We start from the raw sequence: 21,173 nt of genomic DNA on the forward strand, positions 1-21,173 counted from the left end.
GATCTTGCACTTTGGGTTGCCGATCTGCGGCATCACGCCCCTTTTGGGGGCACCACAAGTGCAAGATCGCCGAGAGCGGGGGTGGGGGTGGGGGGTGGGGGTGGGGGTGGGGGTCAGGCGGGGGTGGGGTTGTCGGTGGTGGCGCGGCGTTGGGCGAAGGCGGCGAAGGCGGCGAGGGAGTCGGGATTGGCCAGGGCGCCCTTGGCGGCGGCGCTGTCGACCGGCGTGCCGGTGAGGATCTTCTTGACCGGGACCTCGAGCTTCTTGGCGCTCAGGGTGCGTGGGACGGCGCGGACCTGGTGGATCTCGTCCGGGACGTGCCGGGGCGACAGGGCCGTACGCAGCTCGCGGCAGATCTTCTTGCGCAGCTCGTCGTCCAGTTCGAGGCCCTCCGCGAGCACCACGAAGAGCAACAGCTCGCCGGCCCCGCCCTCGTCGTCCTCCAGGTGCACGACCACCGAGTCGACCACCTCGTCGAGCCCCTCGACCACCGAGTAGAACTCGGCGGTGCCGAGCCGGACGCCGCCCCGGTTCAGGGTGGCGTCGGAGCGGCCGGTGATCACGCAGCCGCCCCGCTCGTTGACGGTGATCCAGTCGCCGTGCCGCCAGACGCCCGGGTAGACCTCGAAGTACGCCTCCCGGTAGCGGGTGCCCTCCGGGTCGTTCCAGAAGCCCACCGGCATGCTCGGCATCGGCTCGGTGATCACCAGCTCGCCGAGCTGGCCGATCACCGGGGTGCCGTCGGCCGAACGGGCCTCCACCTTGGCGCCGAGCGCCCGGCAGGTGATCTCGCCGGCGTGCACCGGCAGCAGCGGCACGCCGCCGACGAAACCGGTACAGACGTCCGTCCCGCCGGAGAGCGACTGGAGCTGGAGGGCGTCGCCGACGTTCTCGTATACCCAGGTGAAGCCCTCGGCGGGCAGCGGCGCGCCGGTCGAGCCGACCCCGCGCAGCGTCGACAGGTCGGCGATCGCCTTGGGGACCAGGTTGGCCTTGCGGCAGGCCAGCAGGAACGGCGCGGAGGTGCCGAAGTACGTGGTGCCGGTCTCCGCGGCGAGCCGCCAGAGCGCGCCCAGGTCCGGGTGGCCCGGGTTGCCGTCGAACAGCACGATCGTGGCGCCCACCGCCGGCCCGGAGACCAGGAAGTTCCACATCATCCAGCCGGTGGTGGTGAACCAGAAGAACCGATCGGCCGGGCCCAGGTTGTGGTGCAGGGCCAGCATCTTCAGGTGCTCCAGCAGGATGCCGCCGTGGCCGTGCACGATCGGCTTCGGCAGGCCGGTGGTGCCGGAGGAGTAGAGCACGTAGAGCGGGTGGTCGAACGGCACCGGGGTGAAGGTCAGCGGCTCGTCGGTCTCCGCCGCCAGCTCGGCCCAGGAGATCGCCCCGTCGGGCGCCTCGCCGGAAGGGTCCAGGTACGCGATGCTCACGGTGTGCGCCAGCGACGGCAGGGCCGCCCGGATGGCGGCCACCTCGCCCCGCCGGTCGACCGGCTTGTCGCCGTACCGGTAGCCGTCCACGGCGACCAGGACCTTCGGCTCGATCTGCTGCCACCGGTCGGTGACGCTGCGGGTGCCGAACTCGGGGGCGCAGGAGGAGAAGATCGCGCCCAGGCTGGCCGTGGCCAGCAGCAGCACGAAGGTCTCCGGGATGTTCGGCGCGTACGCGGCCACCCGGTCGCCCTGGCCGACGCCGAGCCGGCGCAGCCCGGCCGCCGCCCGGCGGACCTGCTCGCGCAACTGCCCCGCGGTCAGCGTCTCGGGCGCCCGGGTCTGTCCGTGCGCGACCACCACCGGGTCGTCGTCGCCCCGGCCCGGCATCCGCAGCACGTTCTCGGCGTAGTTGAGCGTCGCGCCGGGGAACCACCGGGTGCCCGGCATGGTCCGGTCGGCGAGCGTGGCGGTCGGCGGGGTGTGCGCGACCACCTCGAAGTAGTCCCAGATCGACCGCCAGAAGGCGTCCAGGTCGGTCACCGACCAGCGCCACAGCGCGTCGTAGTCGGCGAACTCCAGCCCCCGGTGCTCGGCCAGCCAGCGCAGGTAGTCGCCGATCCGGGACCGCTCACGCACGTCGGCCGGCGGCGTCCACAGCACGTCACCCACTGCTCCACCCTCCCTGAGGCCCCGTCACGACACTGTGCATGGGCCGTGGCGCCATCTTGCCCTACCTCGCCTGGCCATTGTCCGCACCGGGTGCCGCCGAGGGGGCGTGGCCGGCCCACACCCCCTCACCCCGGCATGTGTGGATCCGCCCTCAGCCGGCGCGGTGCGCCTGGATCGCCCGGCGCCGGGCGAGGCGGTGCGCCCGGCGGATCTCCGCCTCCCGGTAGCGGCGCTCGTCCTCCGGGGTCTCCGGCAGCACCGGCCGGACCGGGCGGGGTGCGCCGCCCACGTCCACCCCGACGAAGACCAGGTACGCGGTGGCCACCCGGACCGGCTCGTCCTCGGCCGAGTCCCAGCGCTCGGCGACCACCTTCACCCCCACCTCCATCGAGGTGTGCCCGGTCCAGTTGACCTGAGCGTGCGCGTGCACCAGGTCGCCGACCCGGACCGGCTCGGAGAAGACGATCTCGTCGATCGAGGCGGTGACCGCGGTGCCCCCGCTGTGCCGGGCGGCGGCCGCCCCGGCGACATCGTCGACGAACTTCATCAGTACCCCACCGTGCACGGTCCCGTACAGATTGACATCGACGGCGGTCATGATGCGACTCAGCGTGACCCGCGAGTACGAGGTCGGCTTGCCCGGTGGGGCGGAGGGGTGCTCTGTCATGTCGAAAACGGTACGGTGCGCGGATGCGACATCTCTGGAGCTTCCTCGCCGGGTTGGTGGTGGCGCCCGTCACCTGGGTGCTCGTCACTCTCGGTCAGGACGGATCTGGACGCACCATCCACCGCTGGGTGGAACTCGGTACGTACAGCACGCCCAACCTGATCGAGCCGGCCGTCTATCTGGGCGTCGCCGGCATTCTGCTCGGCCTGCTCGCCACGCTGCGCTTCTCGCCGCTCGGTCCGCTGGTGACCGGGCTGCTGCTGGCCGTCCCGTACCTCGGGATGTTCGTCGCGCCGTTCACCGTCCGCAACCGGGTCCCCGAGGGCTGGAAGATGCTCGGGGATCCGCTGCCGCTGCGCCAGCCGTTGGAGAACGGCACGCTGTTCCTGATCGGCGTGCTGCTGCTGATGGCCGTGTTCAGCGGGCAGCGCTGGCGGCAGTGGCCGGGACAGTCGGCGGCCGAGGCGGAGCTGACCCCGGTCGACACGCCGGTCACGACCTCCCAGCCGTTCAGCGACTGGCCGCCGAGCGACGCGTCGAAGGACACCGACCCACTCAGCCTGGGCTATCCCGACCCCACCCCCACCGAACCCCTGCCCCGCCGCACCGGCGGCGAGTCGCCGTGGTCCGCGCCCCCGCGCGCGGCCGGCCGACCGGAGGGCACCACCGAGACCCGTTGACCGCCGCGGGCGGGCCGGTCACCCGGCCCGCCCGCCCGATCGTGCCGTCGTCCGGGTCAGCCCTTGAGCAGCTGACGGGCCATGACGATGCGCTGCACCTGGTTGGTGCCCTCGTAGATCTGGGTGATCTTGGCGTCCCGCATCATCCGCTCGACCGGGTAGTCGCGGGTGTAGCCGTACCCGCCGAGGAGCTGCACCGCATCGGTGGTGATCTCCATGGCGGCGTCGGAGGCGAAGCACTTCGCGGCGGCGCCGAAGTAGGTCAGGTCCGCGTCGCCCCGCTCCGACTTGCCCGCGGCGGCGTAGGTGAGCTGGCGGGCCGCCTCCAGCTTCATGCCCATGTCGGCGAGCATGAACTGGATGCCCTGGAAGTCGGCGACCGGCTTGCCGAACTGCTTGCGCTCCTGGATGTACCCCTTGGCGTAGTCCAGCGCGCCCTGTGCGATGCCGACGGCCTGGGCGGCGATGGTCACCCGGGTGTGGTCCAGGGTGCGCATGGCGGTGGCGAAGCCGGTGCCCTCGGCGCCGATCATGCGGTCCGCCGGGATGCGCACGTTGTCGAAGTAGACCTCGCGGGTGGGCGAGCCCTTGATCCCGAGCTTCTTCTCCGGGGCGCCGAAGCTGACCCCGGCGTCGGACTTCTCCACGACGAAGGCCGAGATGCCCCTGGACCGGGCTGTGGGATCGGTCACAGCGAAGACCGTGTAGTACTCGGAGACGCCGGCGTTGGTGATCCACCGCTTCACGCCGTTGAGCACCCAGTGGTCGCCGTCGCGGACCGCCTTGGTGGTCATCGAGGCGGCGTCGCTGCCCGCCTCCGGCTCGGAGAGGCAGTACGAGAACATCGCCTCGCCGGCGGCGACCGGGGTCAGGTACTTCCGCTTCAGCTCCTCGGAGCCGGCCAGCAGCAGCGGCATGGTGCCGAGCTTGTTCACGGCCGGGATCAGGGAGGACGAGGCGCAGGCCCGGGCCACCTCCTCGATCACGATCGCGGTGGCCAGGGCGTCCGCGCCCGCGCCGCCGTACTCGACCGGGATGTGCGGGGCGTGGAAATCGGCGGCCCGCAGCGCGTCGTACGACGCCTTCGGAAACTCACCCGTCTCATCCGCCTCGGCCGCGTGCGGGGCCACCCTCGCCGCACAGACCTCACGGACCGCCTCCCGGATCGCCTCGTGTTCCTCGGGCAACCGGTAGACGTCGAACGACTCCTCTGCGGCCATGTCGGCCCCTCCCCTTCACCGCTATCATGCGCAGTCTGTGGCGCCCGGAGGCCGCCGACTGCCGCAGACTGAAATATAGCCACAGGGTCCGGCCAGACGTTACCGGCGGGTAGGCTCGCGCCCGGCAGGCGTCCGCGCGACACAACTACCCTCAGACAAGAGGACAATCCCTTCCCTCGGTGCCCGGCCAGGCGCCGGAGCAGATTGCGACGCAAGGAAGCGCCGCCAGTGCGAGCGGAGAGACAGGCGTGACGATCCCGTACCCGAACACCCAGCCGGTGCCGGCCATCGCGGCGGTGACCCCGCCCTCCGGCGCGGCCCGGCCCCGCGTCACCTTCCTCGGCACCGGCTACCTCGGTGCGACGTACGCCATCTGCTACGCCGAGCTCGGCTACGAGGTGCTCGGCTTCGACGTCGACGCGGACAAGATCGCCAAGCTGAACGCCGGCGAGGTCCCGATCCACGAGCCCGGCCTGGACGAGCTGCTGCGGCGCAACCTGGCCGCCGGCCGGCTGCGGTTCAGCACCGACATCCAGGAGACCGCCGACTTCGGCGACGTGCACTTCATCTGCGTCGGCACCCCGCAGCGGGCCGACGGCATGGGCGCCGACCTGTCGTACGTCGAGGCGTCGGTGACCAGCCTGGCCCAGCACCTGACCCGCAAGGCGCTGATCGTCGGCAAGTCCACCGTGCCGGTGGGCACCGCCGAGTGGGTGGAGCAGCTCGTCGGCAAGCACACCCCCGCCGACCTGGGCGTCGAGGTGGCGTGGAGCCCCGAGTTCCTCCAGGAGGGCTTCGCCGTCGACGACGTGCTGCGACCCGACCGGATCGTGGTCGGGGTCAAGAGCGAGTGGGCCAACGGCATGCTCTACGCCGCCCACAAGGGCGTCTTCGACCTGGCCGCCACCGAGGACCGCGAGGTGCCCCTGGTGGTCACCGACTTCGCCACCGCCGAGCTGGTCAAGGTCGCCGCGAACGCCTTCCTGGCCACCAAGATCTCCTTCATCAACGCGATGGCCGAGGTCTGCGAGGCCGCCGGCGGCGACGTCACCCAGCTGGCCCGCTCGATCGGGTACGACCCCCGGATCGGCAACCGCTTCCTCCAGGCCGGCCTCGGCTTCGGCGGCGCCTGCCTGCCCAAGGACATCCGGGCGTTCCAGGCCCGCGCCCAGGAACTCGGCGCCGGGGAGGCGCTGCGCTTCCTGCACGAGGTCGACCTGATCAACCTGCGCCGGCGTACCCGGGTGGTGCAGCTCGCCGCCGACCTGCTCGGCCGCCGGTCCGGGCCGGCCGGGCCCGACCTCTCCGGCACCCGGATCGCCGTGCTCGGCGCGACCTTCAAGCCCAACACCGACGACGTCCGGGACGCCCCGGCCCTCGCCGTCGCCGCGCTGCTCGACAAGGCCGGCGCCGAGGTGCGCGTGTTCGACCCGCAGGGCATGGAGAACGCCCGCCGGGCGGTGCCGGAGCTGACGTACGAGGCGAGCATGACCGACGCGGTCCGCGACGCCGACCTGGTCTGCGTCCTCACCGAGTGGGCCGAGTTCCGCAACGCCGACCCGGTCGCGCTGGGCGAGCTGGTCAACGGCCGCAAGGTGGTCGACGGCCGCAACTGCCTGGACTCCACACTGTGGGCCCAGGCGGGTTGGGAGTACCGGGGCATGGGCCGCCCCTGACCCGCTGACGCACCGGACGGCCGTGGCGATCCGCCACGGCCGTCCTTTTTGTTGCCCCGAACGCGCCGTCAACGGTCGAAATCCGCGCCCCGCCAAGGCATGCTGCGACAGTGGGGGTCCGTACCACGGGCCGGCCGGACGGAGGATGTCGTGCAGACCTTCAGGTGCGCCTCGTGCGGACGGGAGATCAAGCCGGCCGTGGTCTGCCCGCACTGCGGGGCGGACCAGCCACAGTGGGCCGAGCACCTGGCCGACATCGAGCGCTCGATCGCGGAGATGAAGGCGCGCGACGCCGAGATCGCCCGCGAGCAGCGGCAGATCGCGGCCAAGATGCAGGCCGCCCTCTTCCAGCGGGACATCCTCGCGCACGCCGGTGAGGAGCGGGTCAAGCAGGCCAGCCGACCCCGGCGGGTGCTGCGCCGCCGCCCCGGCCGACGCCCGCCCACGGCCACCACCGGCGCGCCGCCCCGGGTGCCCCGGCAGGGCACCCCGCCGCCCGGCCCGGACGACCTCCCGCCGCCCTCCCGAACCCGGCCCCAGTGGCTCGACGTGGACGACCCGGAGCACCCGCCGGAGGCGTCCTCCCGTGAGGTGCAGAACATCCCGCTCGGGCTCGGCGCGCTGCTGCTCGGTGTCGCGGCGGTGGTCTTCGCCGCGGTCGCCACCAGCTCGATGGACGCGCTGGCCCGGCTCGGCGTGCTGCTGGTGGCGACGGTGCTGATGCTGCTCGCACCGCCGGTGCTGGCCCGCCGGGGGCTCACCTCGACCGCCGAGACGATCGCCTCGGTGGGGCTGCTCCTGCTGCCGCTGGCCGGGTACGCGCTGTGGGCGGTGGACCGGATCGGCGGCGCCACCTCCGGGCCGGCCTTCGCCGGGTCGATCTTCCTGGTCACCACCGTGGTCTCCGTCGGGTACGCGTACGCCACGGGGTTGCGCGCCCCCCGGTTCGCCACCGTCCTGGCCGCCCAACCGGTGCTGCCGCTGCTGGCGTACGAGCGGATCACCGGGCCGGCCGGCTGGGCGCTGGTGCTGACCGTGGTGGCCGTCGTCGACCTCGCCCTGGCCCGCTCGGCGGTGGTCGTCGAGCGGCCGGTCCGGCGGGACCTGCCCACCCCGCCCGCCCCGCCCCGGCAACGCGCCGCCGACGAGCGGCCCGAGGCGGACCCGGAGGAGTCCGCCGAGGTGCTCGGCGGCGAACCGGCCGGCGGCGCACCGGCGGCGTCCCCGGCCCGCCCGGTGCCCTGGCTGCGCGAGCTGGCCTGGGTGCTGCACGGCATCGCGGTCGCCGTCGCCCTGGCGTACGCGGTCACCGCCCTGCTGCGCGCCGACACGGTGCCCGCCGCCGCCGCGGCGGGCGCGGTGCTGCTGCTCGCCGCGGTCGTGGGGCTGGCCGGGACGCTGGTGCTGCGCCGGCCGCCGCTGCCCGACGTGGGCGCCGGCATCGTCACCCTCGCGGTGATCGGCGCCCTGGGCCGGGTCGCCTCGGTCGCCTTCCCCGGCCGGTCGCTGCTGCTCATCGCCGCGGTCATCGCGCTGACCGGGCTCGCCGTCCGGGCCGTACCGGAAACCGCCCGGCGCGGCCCGCAGCTCGCCTCGGCGGTGGCGCTGACGGTCAGCGGCCTGGTGGTGGCCGGCGGCGCGCTGCGCGCCGGGCTGGCCCCGGTCCGCGCGTCGCTGCCCGCCTGGTCGGCGGACCTGAGCCGGTGGCACGGCGAGCTGGCGGCGGCCGTCGGGCCGACCGGCTGGCAGCTCGCCGCGAGCGCCCTGCTGCTCACGATCGCCGCGGTGATCGCCCTGCCGCCGGACATCGGGCGCGAGTTCGCCGTGGTCGGGGCGGCGCTGACCGCGCTCGCCGTGCCGGCCTCCCTCGGGCTCGGCTGGGCCGCCGCCTGCTGGCCGATGCTGCTGACCGCGGTGGGCATCGGCGTGCTGGGGCTCGCCGCCGGCACCCGACGGGCGGCGCTGGTACACGCCGTCACCGGCGCCGGCCTGGGCCTGCTCGGCGCCGGCGCCGCGCTCGCCCGGCCCGCACTCACCGCCGCCGCGCTGACCCTGCTCTTCCTGGCCGGCGCGCTGGTCTCCCTCGCACCCCGGGTACGGATCGCCGTCGCGGCCGACACGGTGTCCGGTTGGGCGGCCGGCGGAGCCGCGTTCGCCCTGCCCGGGGCGGTCGCCGCTTTCGTCGCCGCCACCGAGCCGACCGCCCCGGCCGCCACTCCGGCGAACCTCCGCGAGGTCACCGTCCCGATCCTCGCCGCCAGCTTCCTCGGCGTCTGCGTCACCCTCGGCCACGCCGCCGTCGTCCAGGTCGCCCAGCGGCGCCTCAGCGCGCCGCACGCGGTCGGCACCGTGCTGGGCGCGGTGGGGGTGGCCACGGCCGCGTTCGGGGCGCCGGGCGCCACCACCGCCGACGCCTGGGTGGGTGGCCTGCTGCTGCTCGCCGCCGCGCTGCTGGCGCTGGCCCCCAGGATCGACGCCGGCCGCCGCTCCGACCTGTCCCTGGACGGTTCCGACCTGGCCCTGGCCGCCACCACGGCGGCGCTCATCGCCACCCTGGTCCGGATCGCCGCCGTGCTGGCACCGGGCGGCCAGCTGGTGGTCGCGGCCGCGCTGGTGCTGGTGGTCGCCGTCGCGGCCCGGGCGATGCCCGAGGAGTGGCGACGCGGTCCGATCCTCGGCATCGCCCTCGGCGGCACGGTGATCGGTCTGATCGCCGGCTGGAGCGCGTTGCGGGGCGGGGTCGGTGTACTGGCCACCCCGGGTCCGATCTGGGCCGGTGACCTGAGCGGCTGGCCGGCCGCCCCGGTCGGCGGGGCGACCTGGCAGGCTCCGGTCGCGCTCGCCATGCTGGCGGTGGCCGCCGGCATCCTGCTGCCGCCGCCCTGGAAGTACGACGTGGCCGGGGCGGCCGCCGTGCTCGCCACCATCGGCACCCCGGCCGCCTTCGACCTGCCCTGGTGGTCCCCGGTGCTGGTGGGCGCGATGGCCGCCACCGTCTTCGGCACCGCGGCGGTGGCGGCGGCGGATCCGCGTGCCGCACTGTCCCGGGCCACCGTGGCCGGGGTGGTCGCCCTGCACGCCGCGGGGGCCGGGCTGGTCCGCCCGTGGACCACCGCGCTGGCCCTGGGCAGCATCGCGCTGATCGGCGTGGTGGTGGCGGCCCTGGCCCGGGCGCTGGCGCCGGCCGTGGTCGAGGACGTACGCACCGAGGGGATGCCGGCGCATCTCGTGCAGGTGGGTGGCGCGGCGGCGGGTGCCGCCCTGCTCGCGCTGCCCGGGGCGGTGGCCGCCCTGGCCGCCGAGTTCGGCCGGTCACCGCAGGTGGTGCTGACCGCCGCGCTGGCCGCCTCCAGCATCGGGCTGGCCGCGGTGGCGGCGGTGCGCCGGCAGGTCCCGCAGTATCTGCCGTTCGCGAGCGTGGCCGTGGTCGGCGGCGGCACGATCAGCGCGGTCGCCGCCGTGCTCACCCACCTGCCCTCCGGGGTGTACGCGGCCGCGGCGGCGCTGCTCGGCGTGCTCGCGGAGCTGATCCGGGCGGCCACCGTCCCGCCGGCCGGCTCCGCCCAGCCGGTACGCCGCTGGTCGGTGCTGCTGAACGGGGCGCTGCGCCGGTGGCCCGACGACGGCTCGGAGCTGCGCTGGCGGGTCAACCCGGCGGCCGGGGCCCTCGCGGCGGCGGTGCTGCCGGTCGCCCTGGCCCTGGTGACCCTCGCGCCGCCGCTGCTGGTCGCCCTGGTACAGCCGATGCAGGTGCTGTCCCGGGTGTGGCAGGGGCCGCCGCCCGGACTGCGTACCCCGCCCCCCGAGGCGGTGGATCCCACCCACGTGCTCACCGCGTTGCTGCTCACCGCCACGGCGGCGCTCGCCGCGATCGGGTTCAGCGGCGGTCGGCGGTCCCGGGCCGTGCCGGTGGTGCTGCCGGGCGCGGCCGTCACCCTGCTGATCACGCCGGCGGCGCTGGGCCACGGCTGGCCGGAGAGCGCGCTGGCCGGGCTGGCGGTCTTCACGCTGGCCATGCTCGGGCTGGCGCTCACCCCGCCGCCGCCGCTGGTCGAACCGGCCCGCTCGATCCGGGTCGCCCGGGTGCTGGTCTTCGCGATCGGGCTGGCCGCCGGGGGCGCGGGACTGGCCGGCAGCCTCGCCACCCGGCAGCTGACCCTCTTCACGCTCGGCGGGGCGGTGGGCGTCGGCGTGGTCGCCGCGCTCTTCGGCACCACCCAGCGGGCCCGCATCCTGGGCTGGCTCTTCGCCTCGCTGATGGCCGAACTGTTCGTGCTCACCCTCGGGCTGGTGGCCGGTCTCGCCGCGGTCTGGTCGGCGTTCGGGGTGCTGGCGGTCGGGGCGGCACTCCAGGTCTTCGCCGCCACCCTGCCCCGGCTGCGCCGTCCCGAGGCGTACCGGGAGGCGGCCACCGTGGAGTGGAGCGGCTACGCGGCCGCGCTCATCGCGCTGGCCCTGGCGTACGACTCGCCGCGGCACATCGCCGCGCTGCTGGCCGCCTGGGGCGCCGTACTCGGGGTGGCGGCCAGCCGGCCCGGCCGCCGGCCGGTGGAGCGGCGGATCCTGTTCTGGTCGGTGGTGGCCTGCGAGATCAGCGCCTGGTGGATCCTGATGCGGGTGGCCGACGTGGCGCTGCCCGAGGCGTACACCCTGCCGTTCGCCGCGCTCGCCCTGCTGGTGGGCGTGCTGGAGCTGCGCCACCGCCCCGACCTGTCGAGCTGGGTGGCGTACGGGCCGGCCCTGGTCGCCGCGTTCCTGCCCACGCTGGCGATCGTGGTGGCCACCGACTCCAGCATGCTGCGGCAGGTCCTGCTGCTGCTCGGCGCGGTGGCGGTGCTGATCTTCGGCTCGATGACCCGGCAGCAGGCGCCGGTGATCGTCGGCGCCACGGTCACCGCGGTCGCGGCGGTGCACGCGCTGTTCAGCCTCGGCCCGTGGCTGGTGCTGATCCCGGTCGGCTTCATCCTGCTGGTGCTCGGCGCGAGCAACGAGCGCCGCCGCCGCGCCCAGGAACGCCTGCAGACCGCCCTACGCGGCATGAGATGAATTCGAGGGGCTGGCGCTCTCAGGACAGGGAGGCGCGGAGGGCGCCGTCCTTCTCGGCGACCAACTCCTCCAGGCTCGCCTGGTAGTCCGCCATCCGCTTGAGCAGCACCGGGTCGCTCGCGGCCAGGATGCGCACCGCGAGGAGCCCGGCGTTGCGCGCGTTGCCGATGGAGACCGTGGCCACCGGCACGCCGGCCGGCATCTGCACGATGGACAGCAGCGAGTCCATCCCGTCCAGGTGCTTCAGCGGCACCGGCACCCCGATCACCGGCAGCGGGGTGACCGAGGCGACCATGCCCGGCAGGGCAGCCGCGCCACCGGCCCCCGCGATGATCACCTTGACGCCCCGGCCCGCAGCGTCGCGGCCGTACTCGATCATCTTCACCGGGGTCCGGTGCGCCGAGATGACCTGGACCTCGTACGGCACCGCGAACTCGTCCAGCGCCTCGGCAGCGGCCTTCATGGTCGGCCAGTCCGAGTCGCTGCCCATGATCAGCCCGACGGTGCTCACTCCGGTCTTCCCTTCGTTCGCGACTGCGGGGCCCGCAAGCCCACTCCTCGCACTCACTCGTGTCCCTCGCGCAGCCAGCGGACGGCTCGCGCGGCCCGGGCCCGTACGTCGTCCAGGTCGTCGCCGAGCACCGTGACGTGCCCGATCTTGCGGCCCGGTCGCACCTGCTTGCCGTACAGGTGGACCTTGGCCCCGGGCTCGGCGGCGAACAGGTGGTGCAGCCGCTCGTCGATGGAGATCCCGCCCGGCTCGCCGCCGAGCACGTTCGCCATCACCACGACCGGCGCGGTGAGCGAGGTGTCCCCCATCGGGTAGTCCAGCACCGCCCGCAGATGCTGCTCGAACTGCGAGGTCCGGGCCCCCTCGATGGTCCAGTGCCCCGAGTTGTGCGGCCGCATGGCCAGCTCGTTGACCACCAGGCCACCGGGAGCCTCGAACAGCTCCACCGCCAGCAGGCCGATCACGCCGAGCGCGGTGGCCAGGTCGATGGCGAGCTGCTGGGCGGCGACCGCCAGCTCCTCCGGCAGGCCGGGCGCCGGGGCCAGCACCTCGACGCAGATCCCGTCCCGCTGCACCGTCTCCACCACCGGGTACGCGGCGACCTGCCCGAACGGCGAGCGGGCCACCTGCACGGCCAGCTCCCGGCGCAGCGCGACCCGCTCCTCGACGATCAACGGGGTGCCCCCGGCGAGCAGGGTCGTGGCCAGCTCCTCGGCCTGGACGGCGTCCTCGACCAGCCAGACGCCCCGGCCGTCGTAGCCGCCCCGGGCCGCTTTGAGCACCACCGGCCAGCCGACCTCCGCGCCGAAGGCGACCAGGTCCGCGGGCTGCTCGACGGGCTGCCAGGCCGGGTTCGGCGCGCCCAGCTCGCCCAACCGCTCGCGCATCACCCGCTTGTCCTGGGCGTGCAGCAGCGCGTCGGCGGGCGGGAAGAGCTTCACCCCCTCGTCGGCGAGGGCGCGGATGTGCTCGGTGGGCACGTGCTCGTGGTCGAAGGTGACCACGTCGCAGCCCTTGGCGAAGGTGCGCAGGGCGGCGAGGTCGGTGTGGTCGCCGTACTGGACGTCGGCCGCGACCAGCGCGGCGCCGTCGTCCGGGGCGAGCGCCAGCACGCGCAGTGACTGGCCGAGGGCGATGGCGGCCTGGTGGGTCATCCGGGCCAGCTGGCCACCGCCCACCATGCCGACGACAGGCAGTCCGGTACGGGAATCCATAGCGCCGCCAGCCTATCCGGGCGGCCGGCGCTGCCAGCCGCGAGGTCCACGGAGCGGACCGGCAAATTCAGGCGGAGTGGACCACGACAGGGCGCGGGCGACGGACCACCTCGCGAGCGGTACGCCGAGCGATCAACCCCGAGCCGATCACGGTGGGCGCGAACCAGGCGATCAGGTTGCCATCGGTCATCTGTACGGCGAAGCCGGTGACGAAGGCGATCACCGTACTGCCCATCAGGTTGAGGTGCCAGATCCGCCAACCGCGGGCGCCGAGGCGACGCGGGCGGCGGCGGGCGACCCAGAGCCCGCCGATCAGCCAGCCCAGGGTGAGCGCGCCGAGAATGGCAAGTCCCCACAGCCGCGCCGGATCGAGGGCGAACAGGCCAAGCGCGCTGAGGCTGAGCCCGACGGCGGCGAGGGCATAGGCCCAACCGAGCCGGCTGTGGCGGCCCCGCCGCTTCGGAGCGAGCAGCACTGGCAGCGCAAGCAGCAGCCCGGTGGTGCCGCTGAGGGCGTGGACGACGACCAGGAACGTGCGCATGACGATCTCCCCCCGCTCGTCGACCTCCCACAATGGGATGTCGATAGGGCCAGCATGCGACCTGACACAATGGGATGTCAAGCGAGTCGAGAAGGAGTGCCCACCCATGCCGGACCGGCCGTTGAACGCCACCGCCGCTTCCCTCCTGGGTTTCCTGCACGAGGGTCCGATGACCGGCTGGGACCTGGTCGAGTACGCCCAGCAGCGGATCGGCGCGTTCTGGTCGCTGACCCAGAGCCAGGTCTACCGCGAGTTGACCGCGATGGCGTCCGCCGGGCTGGTCCGGGCCGGCGCACGAGGGCGGCGCGACCGGCAGCCGTACGAAATCACCGAAGCCGGCCGCGCCACGTTCGCCGAGTGGGCCGCAAAGCCGCCGGCGGCGGAGAGCATCCGTTTTCCACTGCTGTTGACGGTGCTCTTCGGGCGGCACCTCCCACCCGAACGGCTGGCGGAGTACCTGGCCGGGCACCGGACCGCCCACGCCGCCCGGCTCGTGGAGTACGAGCAGGTGGCCGCCGCGCTGCCGGCGGAGGCGGACGAGATCGATCCGTACTCCGTGGCGACGCTGCGCTTCGGGCTGGCCTACGAGCGGGCCGTGCTGGAGTGGTTCGACGCCCTGCCCGGGCCGCTGCGGCCGGCGGACCGGACCGGCGGAGACCGCGGGACGATGTCACCGGCCGCCGATTGACATGATCAGGTCATGAGTACCCGCGACCTGCTGCGCGGGCTTCCCGTGCTCGCGCACGAGATGCCCCCGTTCGATCCCGCCGACGCGCCCGACGCGCCGGTACCGCTCTTCGCCTCCTGGCTGGCCGGGGCGATCGCCGCCGGCGTCGACGAGCCGCACGCGATGACCGTCTCGACGGTCGACGCCGACGGCGCGCCCGACGCACGGGTGCTGATCCTCAAGGACCTCGACGACGAGGGCTGGCACTTTGCCACCACGGCGACCAGCGCCAAGGGGCGGCAGCTCGCCGGCAACCCCCGGATAGCGCTGAGCTTCCACTGGCGCGAGCAGGGGCGGCAGGTCCGGGTACGCGGCACCGCCCGGCCCGCCGACCCCGACGTCTCCCGCCGGGACTTCCTGGCCCGACCGGAGGGCTCCCGGATCGCGACCCTCGCCGGCCGGCAGAGCGCCGTCCTGACCGGCCGCGCCGAGCTGGACCGGGAACTGGCCGAGGTGCGGGCCCGGCTGGCCGCCGACCCCGGGCTGATCGCCGAGGCGCACACGGTCTACTCGGTCACCGCGGAGACCGTCGAGTTCTGGCAGGCCGACCGGGACCGCCGGCACGTCCGGCTGCGCTACCGCCGCGGCGGGGACGGCTGGGCTCGGGAGCTGCTCTGGCCGTGACCGCTCAGCCGAACTGGGCGACCAGCTCGTCGACCGAGGTCACCGGCCGCTGGCAGACGAACCCGCGGCAGACGTACGCGGTCGACCGCCCGTCCACCGCCGGCCGGTCGGCCAGCAGCGGCGCGCCCGGCTGGTCGCTCCGGCCGGCCACCACCACCGCCCCGGGCGGGGCGTGCCGGTGGGCGGCCGCGACGAGCGGGTCGCCCGCCGGGTCGTCGGTCACCACCGCGATCTCGTACGGCCCGGAGAGCAGCGCCTCGCCGACCGTGGCCGCGTACCCGGTGAACCGGGCGTGCCGGCCGACGATCGGCGCCACCGTCGACAGCGCGGCCTCGGCCGCCTCCCGGTAGCGGGTCTCCCCGGTCAGCGCCGCGTACGCGACCAGCGCCGCGACGATCGCCGACCGGCCGGACGGCGTGGCGTTGTCGGTGGGGTCGGCCGGCCGGGTGACCAGGCGCTCGGCGTCGTCGGCGGTGTCGTAGAAGCCGCCGTCCGGGGCGGCGAACCGGGCCAGTGCCACGTCGAGCAGCTGCCCGGCCAGGGTCAGCCAGCGTCCCTCGCCGGTGAGCTGGTGCAGGGCGCAGAACGCCTCGGCCACGCAGCCGTGGTCCTCCAGCACGCCGGCCGGCTCGCCGACCACCTTGTCCCGGGAGACCCGGCGCAGCCGCCCGTCCACGATGTGCACGCTCGCCAGGTGCTCGGCGGCGTCGCGCATCGCGCCGTCGGCGACGATGGTGACCCCCTCCATGAGGTTGGCGTCCTCCTCGTCGGGCGACGCGTAGAGGGCGGCGACCTGCTGGAACTCGGCGATCGCGGTGATCGCCAGCCCGTTCCAGGCGGCCACCACCTTGTCGTCCCGGGCCGGCTGGGGGCGGGTGTCCCGCGCGGCGAGCAGCCGGCCGACCACGTCCTGCCAGCGGGCCCGGACCGCCGGATCGGCGTCGTCCACGTCCCGGGCCAGCTTCAACACGCTGGTGCCGTGCTCAAAGGTGCCTTCCTCGGTCACCCCGAACAGGTCGGCGGCGAAGCGGCCGTCCTCCTCCCCCAGCACCTCGACGAGCTGGGCCGGGGTCCAGACGTAGGTGAGACCCTCGACGCCCTGGGTGTCGGCGTCCAGCGCAGAGGCGAAGCCCTCGCCGGGCCGGTGCAGCTCGTCGGCGAGGAACCGGGCGGTATCCCGGGCCACCCGCCGGGCCAGCCGGTCCCCGGTGAGCCGCCAGAGCTGGGTGTAGACCCGCAGCAGCAGCGCGTTGTCGTAGAGCATCTTCTCGAAGTGCGGCACAGTCCAGTGGCCGTCCACCGAGTAGCGGGCGAACCCGCCGGCGAGCTGGTCGTGCAGGCCGCCCCGGGCCATCGCCTCGCAGGTGTGCCGGACGATCTCCAGGCTCCGCGCCGAGCCGGTGCGCTGGTGGTGCCGGAGCAGGAAGAGCAGGTTCATGTGCGGCGGGAACTTGGGCGCCCCGCCGAAGCCGCCGTTCGTCTCGTCGTACTCCTCGGCGAGCTGCGCGGCGGCGGCGTCGAGCAGGTCGGCGGTGAGCGGGGCGGTGAGCCCACCCACGGCCTGGGCGCCCCCGATCGCCTCGACCACGGCGGCGCCCTGCCGCAGCACCGCCTCCCGCTGGTCCCGCCAGGCGCTGGCGACCGAGCCGAGCAGGCGGATGAAGTTCGGCCGGGGGAAGTAGGTGCCGCAGAAGAAGGGGGTGCCGTCCGGGGTGGCGAAGACCGTCATCGGCCAGCCGCCCTGCCCGGTCATCGCCTGAGTGGCGGTCATGTAGACGGCGTCGACGTCCGGGCGCTCCTCCCGGTCCACCTTGACGCAGACGAAGTCCTCGTTCATGAGCTGGGCGACGCCCTCGTTCTCGAACGACTCGTGCGCCATCACGTGGCACCAGTGGCAGGCGGCGTAACCGACCGAGATGAGCACGGGCACGTCGCGCCGCTTCGCCTCGGCGAACGCCTCGTCGCACCAGGGCCACCAGTCGACCGGGTTGTCGGCGTGCTGGAGCAGGTACGGCGAGGTGGCCTCGGCAAGTCGGTTCACCCGACGACCATATCCAGCCCCGGCGGCCACCGCCGGTGGTGCCGGTCAGGAGGCGCCGTCGGCGCGGAGCGGGAAGACGTTGCCCTGGGCGCCGTCGCGCAGCGACCCCAGCACCGCGCCGATCTTGTCGGCCGGCATCGGCTTGAAGAAGTGGTAGCCCTGCGCGGCGGTGCAGCCCAGCTCGGCCAGGGCGGTCCGCTGTTCGGCGGTCTCCACCCCCTCGGCCACCACCCGCAGCCCCAGCTCGTGGGCGAGCCCGACGGTGGTCCGCACGATCGCCGCCGCCTCCGGGGAGTCGGCCATCCGGATGACGAAGGAGCGGTCGACCTTCAGCTCGTCGACGGCGATCCGGGTCAGGAAGGTCAGCGACGAGAAGCCGGTGCCGAAGTCGTCGACCGCGAGCTGCACCCCCATCGACCGCAGGGTGGCCAGCACCTCGTCGATGACCTCCAGCTCGCTCATCACCACCGTCTCGGTGATCTCCAGGACCAGCCGGTGCGGCGGGACCTGGTGCCGGCGCAGCGCGTCGGCGATCTCCCCGGGCAGTCGCGGGTCGAGCAGGCTGCGCGCCGAGAGGTTCACGGAGATCGGCACCTCGAGGCCCTCGCGGGCCCACCCGGCGGCCACCGCGAGGGCCTTGTCCAGCACGTACCGGGTGAAGGCGCCGAGCTGTTCGCTGTTCTCCACCGGTCGGATGAAGTCGGCCGGACCGAGCCAGCCGCGGCGCGGGTGCCGCCAGCGGATCAGCGCCTCCACCCCGGTCGGGGCGCCCGTGGCCAGGTCCACCGCCGGCTGCAGGGCCAGCACGAGCTGGTCGTCGGCCTCCAGGGCCTCGCGCAGCTCGGCCAGCAGTGCCAGGTGGTCGGTGCTGGCCGCGTCCCGGGAGCTGTCGTACGCGGCGACGCTGCCGCCGCCCTCCTTCGCCTGGTACATGGCGATGTCGGCCCGGCGCAGCAGCTCGGTCATGTCCGCGGCGCCCGCGGCGGCGACCACCACCCCGACGGCCACCTCGACGGACATCCGCACCCCGGCCACCTCGGTCGGCGCGGCCAGCCGCTCGGCGATCTCCCGGGCCTGGCGCAGCGCGTACGTGATCGGGGCCGCGCGGTCGTCGACCACCGGGACCGCGGTCAGCAGCACGGCGAACTCGTCGCCGCCGAGCCGCCCGAGCAGGTCGCCGCGGCGGCCCAGGGCGGCCAGCCGATTCGCGGTCAGCCGCAGCAGCTGGTCCCCGGCGGCGTGCCCGAGGGTGTCGTTGACCTCTTTGAACTGGTTGACGTCGAGCAGCAGCAGCGCGACCGGGTGGTCGTGCGCGAGCTGCCGCAACGCCTGGTCGCCCTTGGTGAGCATGGCCGCCCGGTTGAGCAGCCCGGTGAGCTGGTCGTGCACCGCCTCGTACGAGGAGCGGGCGGTGACCAGCCGCAACTCGCGGTGGGTGGCCGCGTCGTGCAGGGCGGCGGCCAGCGCGTCGCCGAACGCGGCCACGCCGTCGCGTTCCCGGGCGGTGGGCGGCGCGGACCGGGGAAAGTGGACGCGCAGCTGCCCCACCTCCACGCTGCCCACGGTCAGCGACCGCGCCAGCTCGTGCTCGCCGGACTCGGCCAGGGCCGGAGGTGGCACCTCCCGGTCCCGTATCTGCCCTCCGGTGTCCGCGCGGTAGCGCCGCCACCGGCCGTCGTCCCGGGCGACGTCCACCTCGACCAGCTCGGCACCGAAGAGCGAGAGGGCGCCGGTCACCGCGGCGGTCGCCACCCCCCGCTCGTCGAGCTGGTTGAGCGCCGCCGTGGCCTCGGCGAACGCCCGCCAGGTGCGGCGCTCCTGGTCGCCCCGGAGCCGGTGCCGGTAGGTCTGCTGGAGCAGCCAGAGCGGCGGCGGCAGGAGCAGCAGCCAGCGCGGGTCCAGCTCCAGCAGCGCGACCACCACCAGGCCGACCGCCACGTTGCCGACGAACATGAGCAGCTTGCCGCGGAGCGCGGCGAACAGCGGCGGGCCGATCGGAATGCCGTGCCGCAGCGCGAGGCTCGCACCCCCCAGCCACGCGGTGGTGAGCAGATAGGTCACCGAGCCGGCGATCAGCGCGAGGGCGAGCTCCGGGGTCGGCGCGGCGAGCATCGGCCGGCCGAGCGCGCTGGCCACCGCGGCGGCGAGGGCGGTGGCGGCGGTCAGCGAGCCGGCGATCCGGACCAGCTCCAGCACCGGCCGCCGGTCGGCGCACAGGGACATCGCGGTCCAGGCGCCCCCGGCGCCGAGCAAAGCCGCAGCCGGCAGCCAACCGGCCGGTACGAGGTAGAGGCAGACGATGAGGGCGGCCTCGCCCCAGGTGATGCTGACCATGCCGGCGGCGGTGCGGAACCGCAGGCGGGCCAGCTGGGCGACGGCGAACACGGCGACCGCGAGGGCGAACCGGGCCGGCGCCGGCACCGGGTCGTCGGCCGGGAGGGACGTCGGGACGGTGAGCCCGAGCACCGCGGCACCCAGCGCGGTGGCCGCGACGGCGGCGGTCACCAGGAGGACCCCGGCCGGCGTGCCGCGCAGGCCGAGCCGGTCAGGGGGATGAGCGTCCCTGCCGGAGGTCACGGGCCCACCCAATCGGCCGGCGGTCCGAGGGCACGGTGGGTGACCGCTGCTGCCACGGACATCGGCGCCCCCCTTCCGCGCACGGCTCAGGGACTTTCGGTCCCCCGGCGGAAGGCTAAGCCAAAGCCGGTGGTCGCAACAGGGGGCGACGGCCGGCTTCGACGTGATTCACGCGCCGACTACCCGTTTCGGCGCTGCTGGGAGCCGTTGGGAGACTCCGCGGGTGATTCCTGCGAGACGGTCCCGTCTGTCGGATCGACGACTGCGGCGTCGGCCCGGCCTCGGTCGGCCGGGGCGGGCTGCGGCGGGAACCGGTCGGGCAGCCGGCGCAGCCGGGCGTTCATGTTGCGGATCAGCAGGACGGTGACGGTGGCCAGCGCGACGATGAGGAAGAGGCCCATCGGACCGGCCAGACCACCCGAACGGGTGTCACCGAAGTTGTTCTCCGCGAGCACCTGGGCGGTGGTCAGCATGGTGTTCCTCCGATGTGCGACTGCCCACCAGGGTACGCCGTCGCCGGATCAGCGGGCATGGGCCGTCTCGCGGACCCCGGCGAAGAGGTCGGACTCGGGCAGCGGGCTGTCCACCAGCGAGCGGGCGAGCTGGTAGTCCTCGGTCGGCCAGGCGCGCTGCTGGAGGTCCATCGGCACCTGGAACCAGAAGCCGTCCGGGTCGATCTGGGTGGCGTGGGCGCGCAGCGCGTCGTCCCGCACCGGGAAGTATTCGGCGCACTCCACCCGCGTGGTGATCCGGCCGCCCTTGTCCGGCCGGTCCTCCCAGCGCTTCATCCATTCGCCGTACGGGGACTCCAGGCCGGCGGCGAGCATCCCCTCGTGCAGCGCCATGATCTTGGCCCGGGAGAAGCCGATGTCGTAGTAGAGCTTCAGCGGCTGCCAGGGCTCGCCCAGCTCCGGGTGCCGCTCCGGGTCGCCGGCAGCCTCGAAGGCGGCCACGGTCACCTGGTGGGTCATGATGTGGTCGGGGTGCGGGTAGCCGCCCTCCTCGTCGTACGTGGTGACGACGTGCGGACGGAACTGGCGCATCAGCCGCACCAGCGGGGCGGCGGCGGTCTCGACGTCCTGCAGGGCGAAGCAGCCCTCGGGCAGGGGCGGCAGCGGGTCGCCCTCGGGCAGGCCGGAGTCGACGAAGCCGAGCCAGGCCTGCTCGATGCCGAGGATCGCCCGGGCCGCGTCCATCTCGGCGCGGCGGATGTCGGCGATGTTGGCCCACACGTCCGGGCGGTCCATCTTGGGGTTGAGCACGCTCCCCCGCTCGCCGCCGGTGCAGGTGACGACCAGGACGTCGACCCCCTCGGCGACATATTTCGCCGTGGTCGCGGCGCCCTTGCTCGACTCGTCGTCAGGATGGGCGTGCACCGCCATGAGACGCAGCTGCTCTGCCACCTTCGGCGCTCCTCGTCTGTGCCGGCCGGACCAGGCCCCTCCGGGCCGGACCGGCTGACCTGCCGGAATCTCCCCCCGCGCCCGCCGAGACCCCCGCGGCGGCTGGTCGGCCACTCGGCCGACCTGCCATCCTTGGCTCAGCGC

15 protein-coding genes are annotated in these 21,173 nt (G+C 74.3%); 5 read left to right on the top strand and 10 right to left on the bottom strand.

From position 1 onward, the window contains the following. Positions 1-113: 113 nt before the first annotated feature. Positions 114-2,102, bottom strand: a complete 1,989-nt coding sequence (locus ACZ6S5_RS08525; RefSeq protein ID WP_465999136.1) for an acetoacetate--CoA ligase — start codon at positions 2,100-2,102, stop codon at positions 114-116. Between the two features lie 151 nt (positions 2,103-2,253). Further along, on the bottom strand, positions 2,254-2,769 hold the full coding sequence (locus tag ACZ6S5_RS08530) for an acyl-CoA thioesterase (RefSeq protein WP_465999138.1): 516 nt from the start codon (positions 2,767-2,769) through the stop codon (positions 2,254-2,256). 23 nt (positions 2,770-2,792) lie between these two features. On the opposite strand from ACZ6S5_RS08530, the gene ACZ6S5_RS08535 reads away from it, so the two are divergent. Continuing rightward, the gene (locus ACZ6S5_RS08535) at positions 2,793-3,449 is read left to right on the top strand and encodes a hypothetical protein (RefSeq protein WP_465999140.1); all 657 of its coding nucleotides are present in this window, start codon (positions 2,793-2,795) and stop codon (positions 3,447-3,449) included. A 56-nt stretch (positions 3,450-3,505) separates the two neighbouring features. Here ACZ6S5_RS08535 and ACZ6S5_RS08540 read toward each other — a convergent pair whose 3' ends face one another. Next, a complete protein-coding gene (locus ACZ6S5_RS08540) occupies positions 3,506-4,669 on the bottom strand; it encodes an acyl-CoA dehydrogenase family protein (protein ID WP_465999141.1) in 1,164 nt (387 codons plus the stop codon). A gap of 248 nt (positions 4,670-4,917) precedes the next feature. On the opposite strand from ACZ6S5_RS08540, the gene ACZ6S5_RS08545 reads away from it, so the two are divergent. Next, a complete protein-coding gene (locus tag ACZ6S5_RS08545) occupies positions 4,918-6,345 on the top strand; it encodes a UDP-glucose dehydrogenase family protein (protein ID WP_465999142.1) in 1,428 nt (475 codons plus the stop codon). A gap of 150 nt (positions 6,346-6,495) precedes the next feature. After that, positions 6,496-11,391, top strand: a complete 4,896-nt coding sequence (locus ACZ6S5_RS08550; protein WP_465999144.1) for an SCO7613 C-terminal domain-containing membrane protein — start codon at positions 6,496-6,498, stop codon at positions 11,389-11,391. Positions 11,392-11,410: 19 nt separating this feature from the next. Here ACZ6S5_RS08550 and purE read toward each other — a convergent pair whose 3' ends face one another. The 3 genes from purE to ACZ6S5_RS08565 all read right to left on the bottom strand — a co-directional run bounded on the left by purE (position 11,411) and on the right by ACZ6S5_RS08565 (position 13,657). Continuing rightward, complete coding sequence (gene purE / locus ACZ6S5_RS08555) at positions 11,411-11,902, bottom strand: 5-(carboxyamino)imidazole ribonucleotide mutase (protein WP_465999146.1); 492 nt, start codon at positions 11,900-11,902, stop codon at positions 11,411-11,413. A 53-nt stretch (positions 11,903-11,955) separates the two neighbouring features. Beyond that, entirely contained in the window at positions 11,956-13,116 is a 1,161-nt protein-coding gene (locus ACZ6S5_RS08560) for a 5-(carboxyamino)imidazole ribonucleotide synthase (protein ID WP_465999148.1), read from the bottom strand. 67 nt (positions 13,117-13,183) lie between these two features. Continuing rightward, a complete protein-coding gene (locus ACZ6S5_RS08565) occupies positions 13,184-13,657 on the bottom strand; it encodes a hypothetical protein (RefSeq protein ID WP_465999149.1) in 474 nt (157 codons plus the stop codon). Positions 13,658-13,763: 106 nt separating this feature from the next. Here ACZ6S5_RS08565 and ACZ6S5_RS08570 point away from each other — a divergent pair, with 106 nt between their 5' ends. Together ACZ6S5_RS08570 and ACZ6S5_RS08575 are read left to right on the top strand one after the other, a co-directional pair. After that, entirely contained in the window at positions 13,764-14,345 is a 582-nt protein-coding gene (locus ACZ6S5_RS08570; protein ID WP_465999151.1) for a PadR family transcriptional regulator, read from the top strand. A gap of 12 nt (positions 14,346-14,357) precedes the next feature. After that, positions 14,358-15,008, top strand: coding sequence for a pyridoxine/pyridoxamine 5'-phosphate oxidase (locus ACZ6S5_RS08575; RefSeq protein WP_465999153.1), 651 nt, complete (start codon positions 14,358-14,360; stop codon positions 15,006-15,008). A gap of 4 nt (positions 15,009-15,012) precedes the next feature. Here the strand turns inward: ACZ6S5_RS08575 and ACZ6S5_RS08580 are convergent, their stop codons facing one another. The 4 genes from ACZ6S5_RS08580 to mca all read right to left on the bottom strand — a co-directional run bounded on the left by ACZ6S5_RS08580 (position 15,013) and on the right by mca (position 21,029). Then, on the bottom strand, positions 15,013-17,049 hold the full coding sequence (locus ACZ6S5_RS08580) for a thioredoxin domain-containing protein (RefSeq protein ID WP_465999154.1): 2,037 nt from the start codon (positions 17,047-17,049) through the stop codon (positions 15,013-15,015). 45 nt (positions 17,050-17,094) lie between these two features. Next, the gene (locus tag ACZ6S5_RS08585; protein WP_465999431.1) at positions 17,095-19,584 is read right to left on the bottom strand and encodes a putative bifunctional diguanylate cyclase/phosphodiesterase; all 2,490 of its coding nucleotides are present in this window, start codon (positions 19,582-19,584) and stop codon (positions 17,095-17,097) included. Positions 19,585-19,805: 221 nt separating this feature from the next. Then, a complete protein-coding gene (locus ACZ6S5_RS08590) occupies positions 19,806-20,099 on the bottom strand; it encodes a hypothetical protein (RefSeq protein ID WP_465999156.1) in 294 nt (97 codons plus the stop codon). Positions 20,100-20,147: 48 nt separating this feature from the next. Next, the gene (gene mca, locus ACZ6S5_RS08595) at positions 20,148-21,029 is read right to left on the bottom strand and encodes a mycothiol conjugate amidase Mca (protein WP_465999158.1); all 882 of its coding nucleotides are present in this window, start codon (positions 21,027-21,029) and stop codon (positions 20,148-20,150) included. Positions 21,030-21,173 lie beyond the last annotated feature (144 nt).

The sequence above is a fragment of the Micromonospora sp. NPDC051924 genome, assembly GCF_055586005.1.

What these genes read in the sequence shown, in the direction of transcription:
- ACZ6S5_RS08530 (WP_465999138.1), bottom strand. Translation starts at nt 2,769, where the DNA reads ATGACAGAGCACCCCTCCGCCCCACCGGGCAAGCCGACCTCGTACTCG.
- ACZ6S5_RS08535 (WP_465999140.1), top strand. Translation starts at nt 2,793, where the DNA reads ATGCGACATCTCTGGAGCTTCCTCGCCGGGTTGGTGGTGGCGCCCGTC.
- ACZ6S5_RS08540 (WP_465999141.1), bottom strand. Translation starts at nt 4,669, where the DNA reads ATGGCCGCAGAGGAGTCGTTCGACGTCTACCGGTTGCCCGAGGAACAC.
- ACZ6S5_RS08560 (WP_465999148.1), bottom strand. Translation starts at nt 13,116, where the DNA reads ATGGATTCCCGTACCGGACTGCCTGTCGTCGGCATGGTGGGCGGTGGC.
- ACZ6S5_RS08565 (WP_465999149.1), bottom strand. Translation starts at nt 13,657, where the DNA reads ATGCGCACGTTCCTGGTCGTCGTCCACGCCCTCAGCGGCACCACCGGG.
- ACZ6S5_RS08570 (WP_465999151.1), top strand. Translation starts at nt 13,764, where the DNA reads ATGCCGGACCGGCCGTTGAACGCCACCGCCGCTTCCCTCCTGGGTTTC.
- ACZ6S5_RS08575 (WP_465999153.1), top strand. Translation starts at nt 14,358, where the DNA reads ATGAGTACCCGCGACCTGCTGCGCGGGCTTCCCGTGCTCGCGCACGAG.
- ACZ6S5_RS08590 (WP_465999156.1), bottom strand. Translation starts at nt 20,099, where the DNA reads ATGCTGACCACCGCCCAGGTGCTCGCGGAGAACAACTTCGGTGACACC.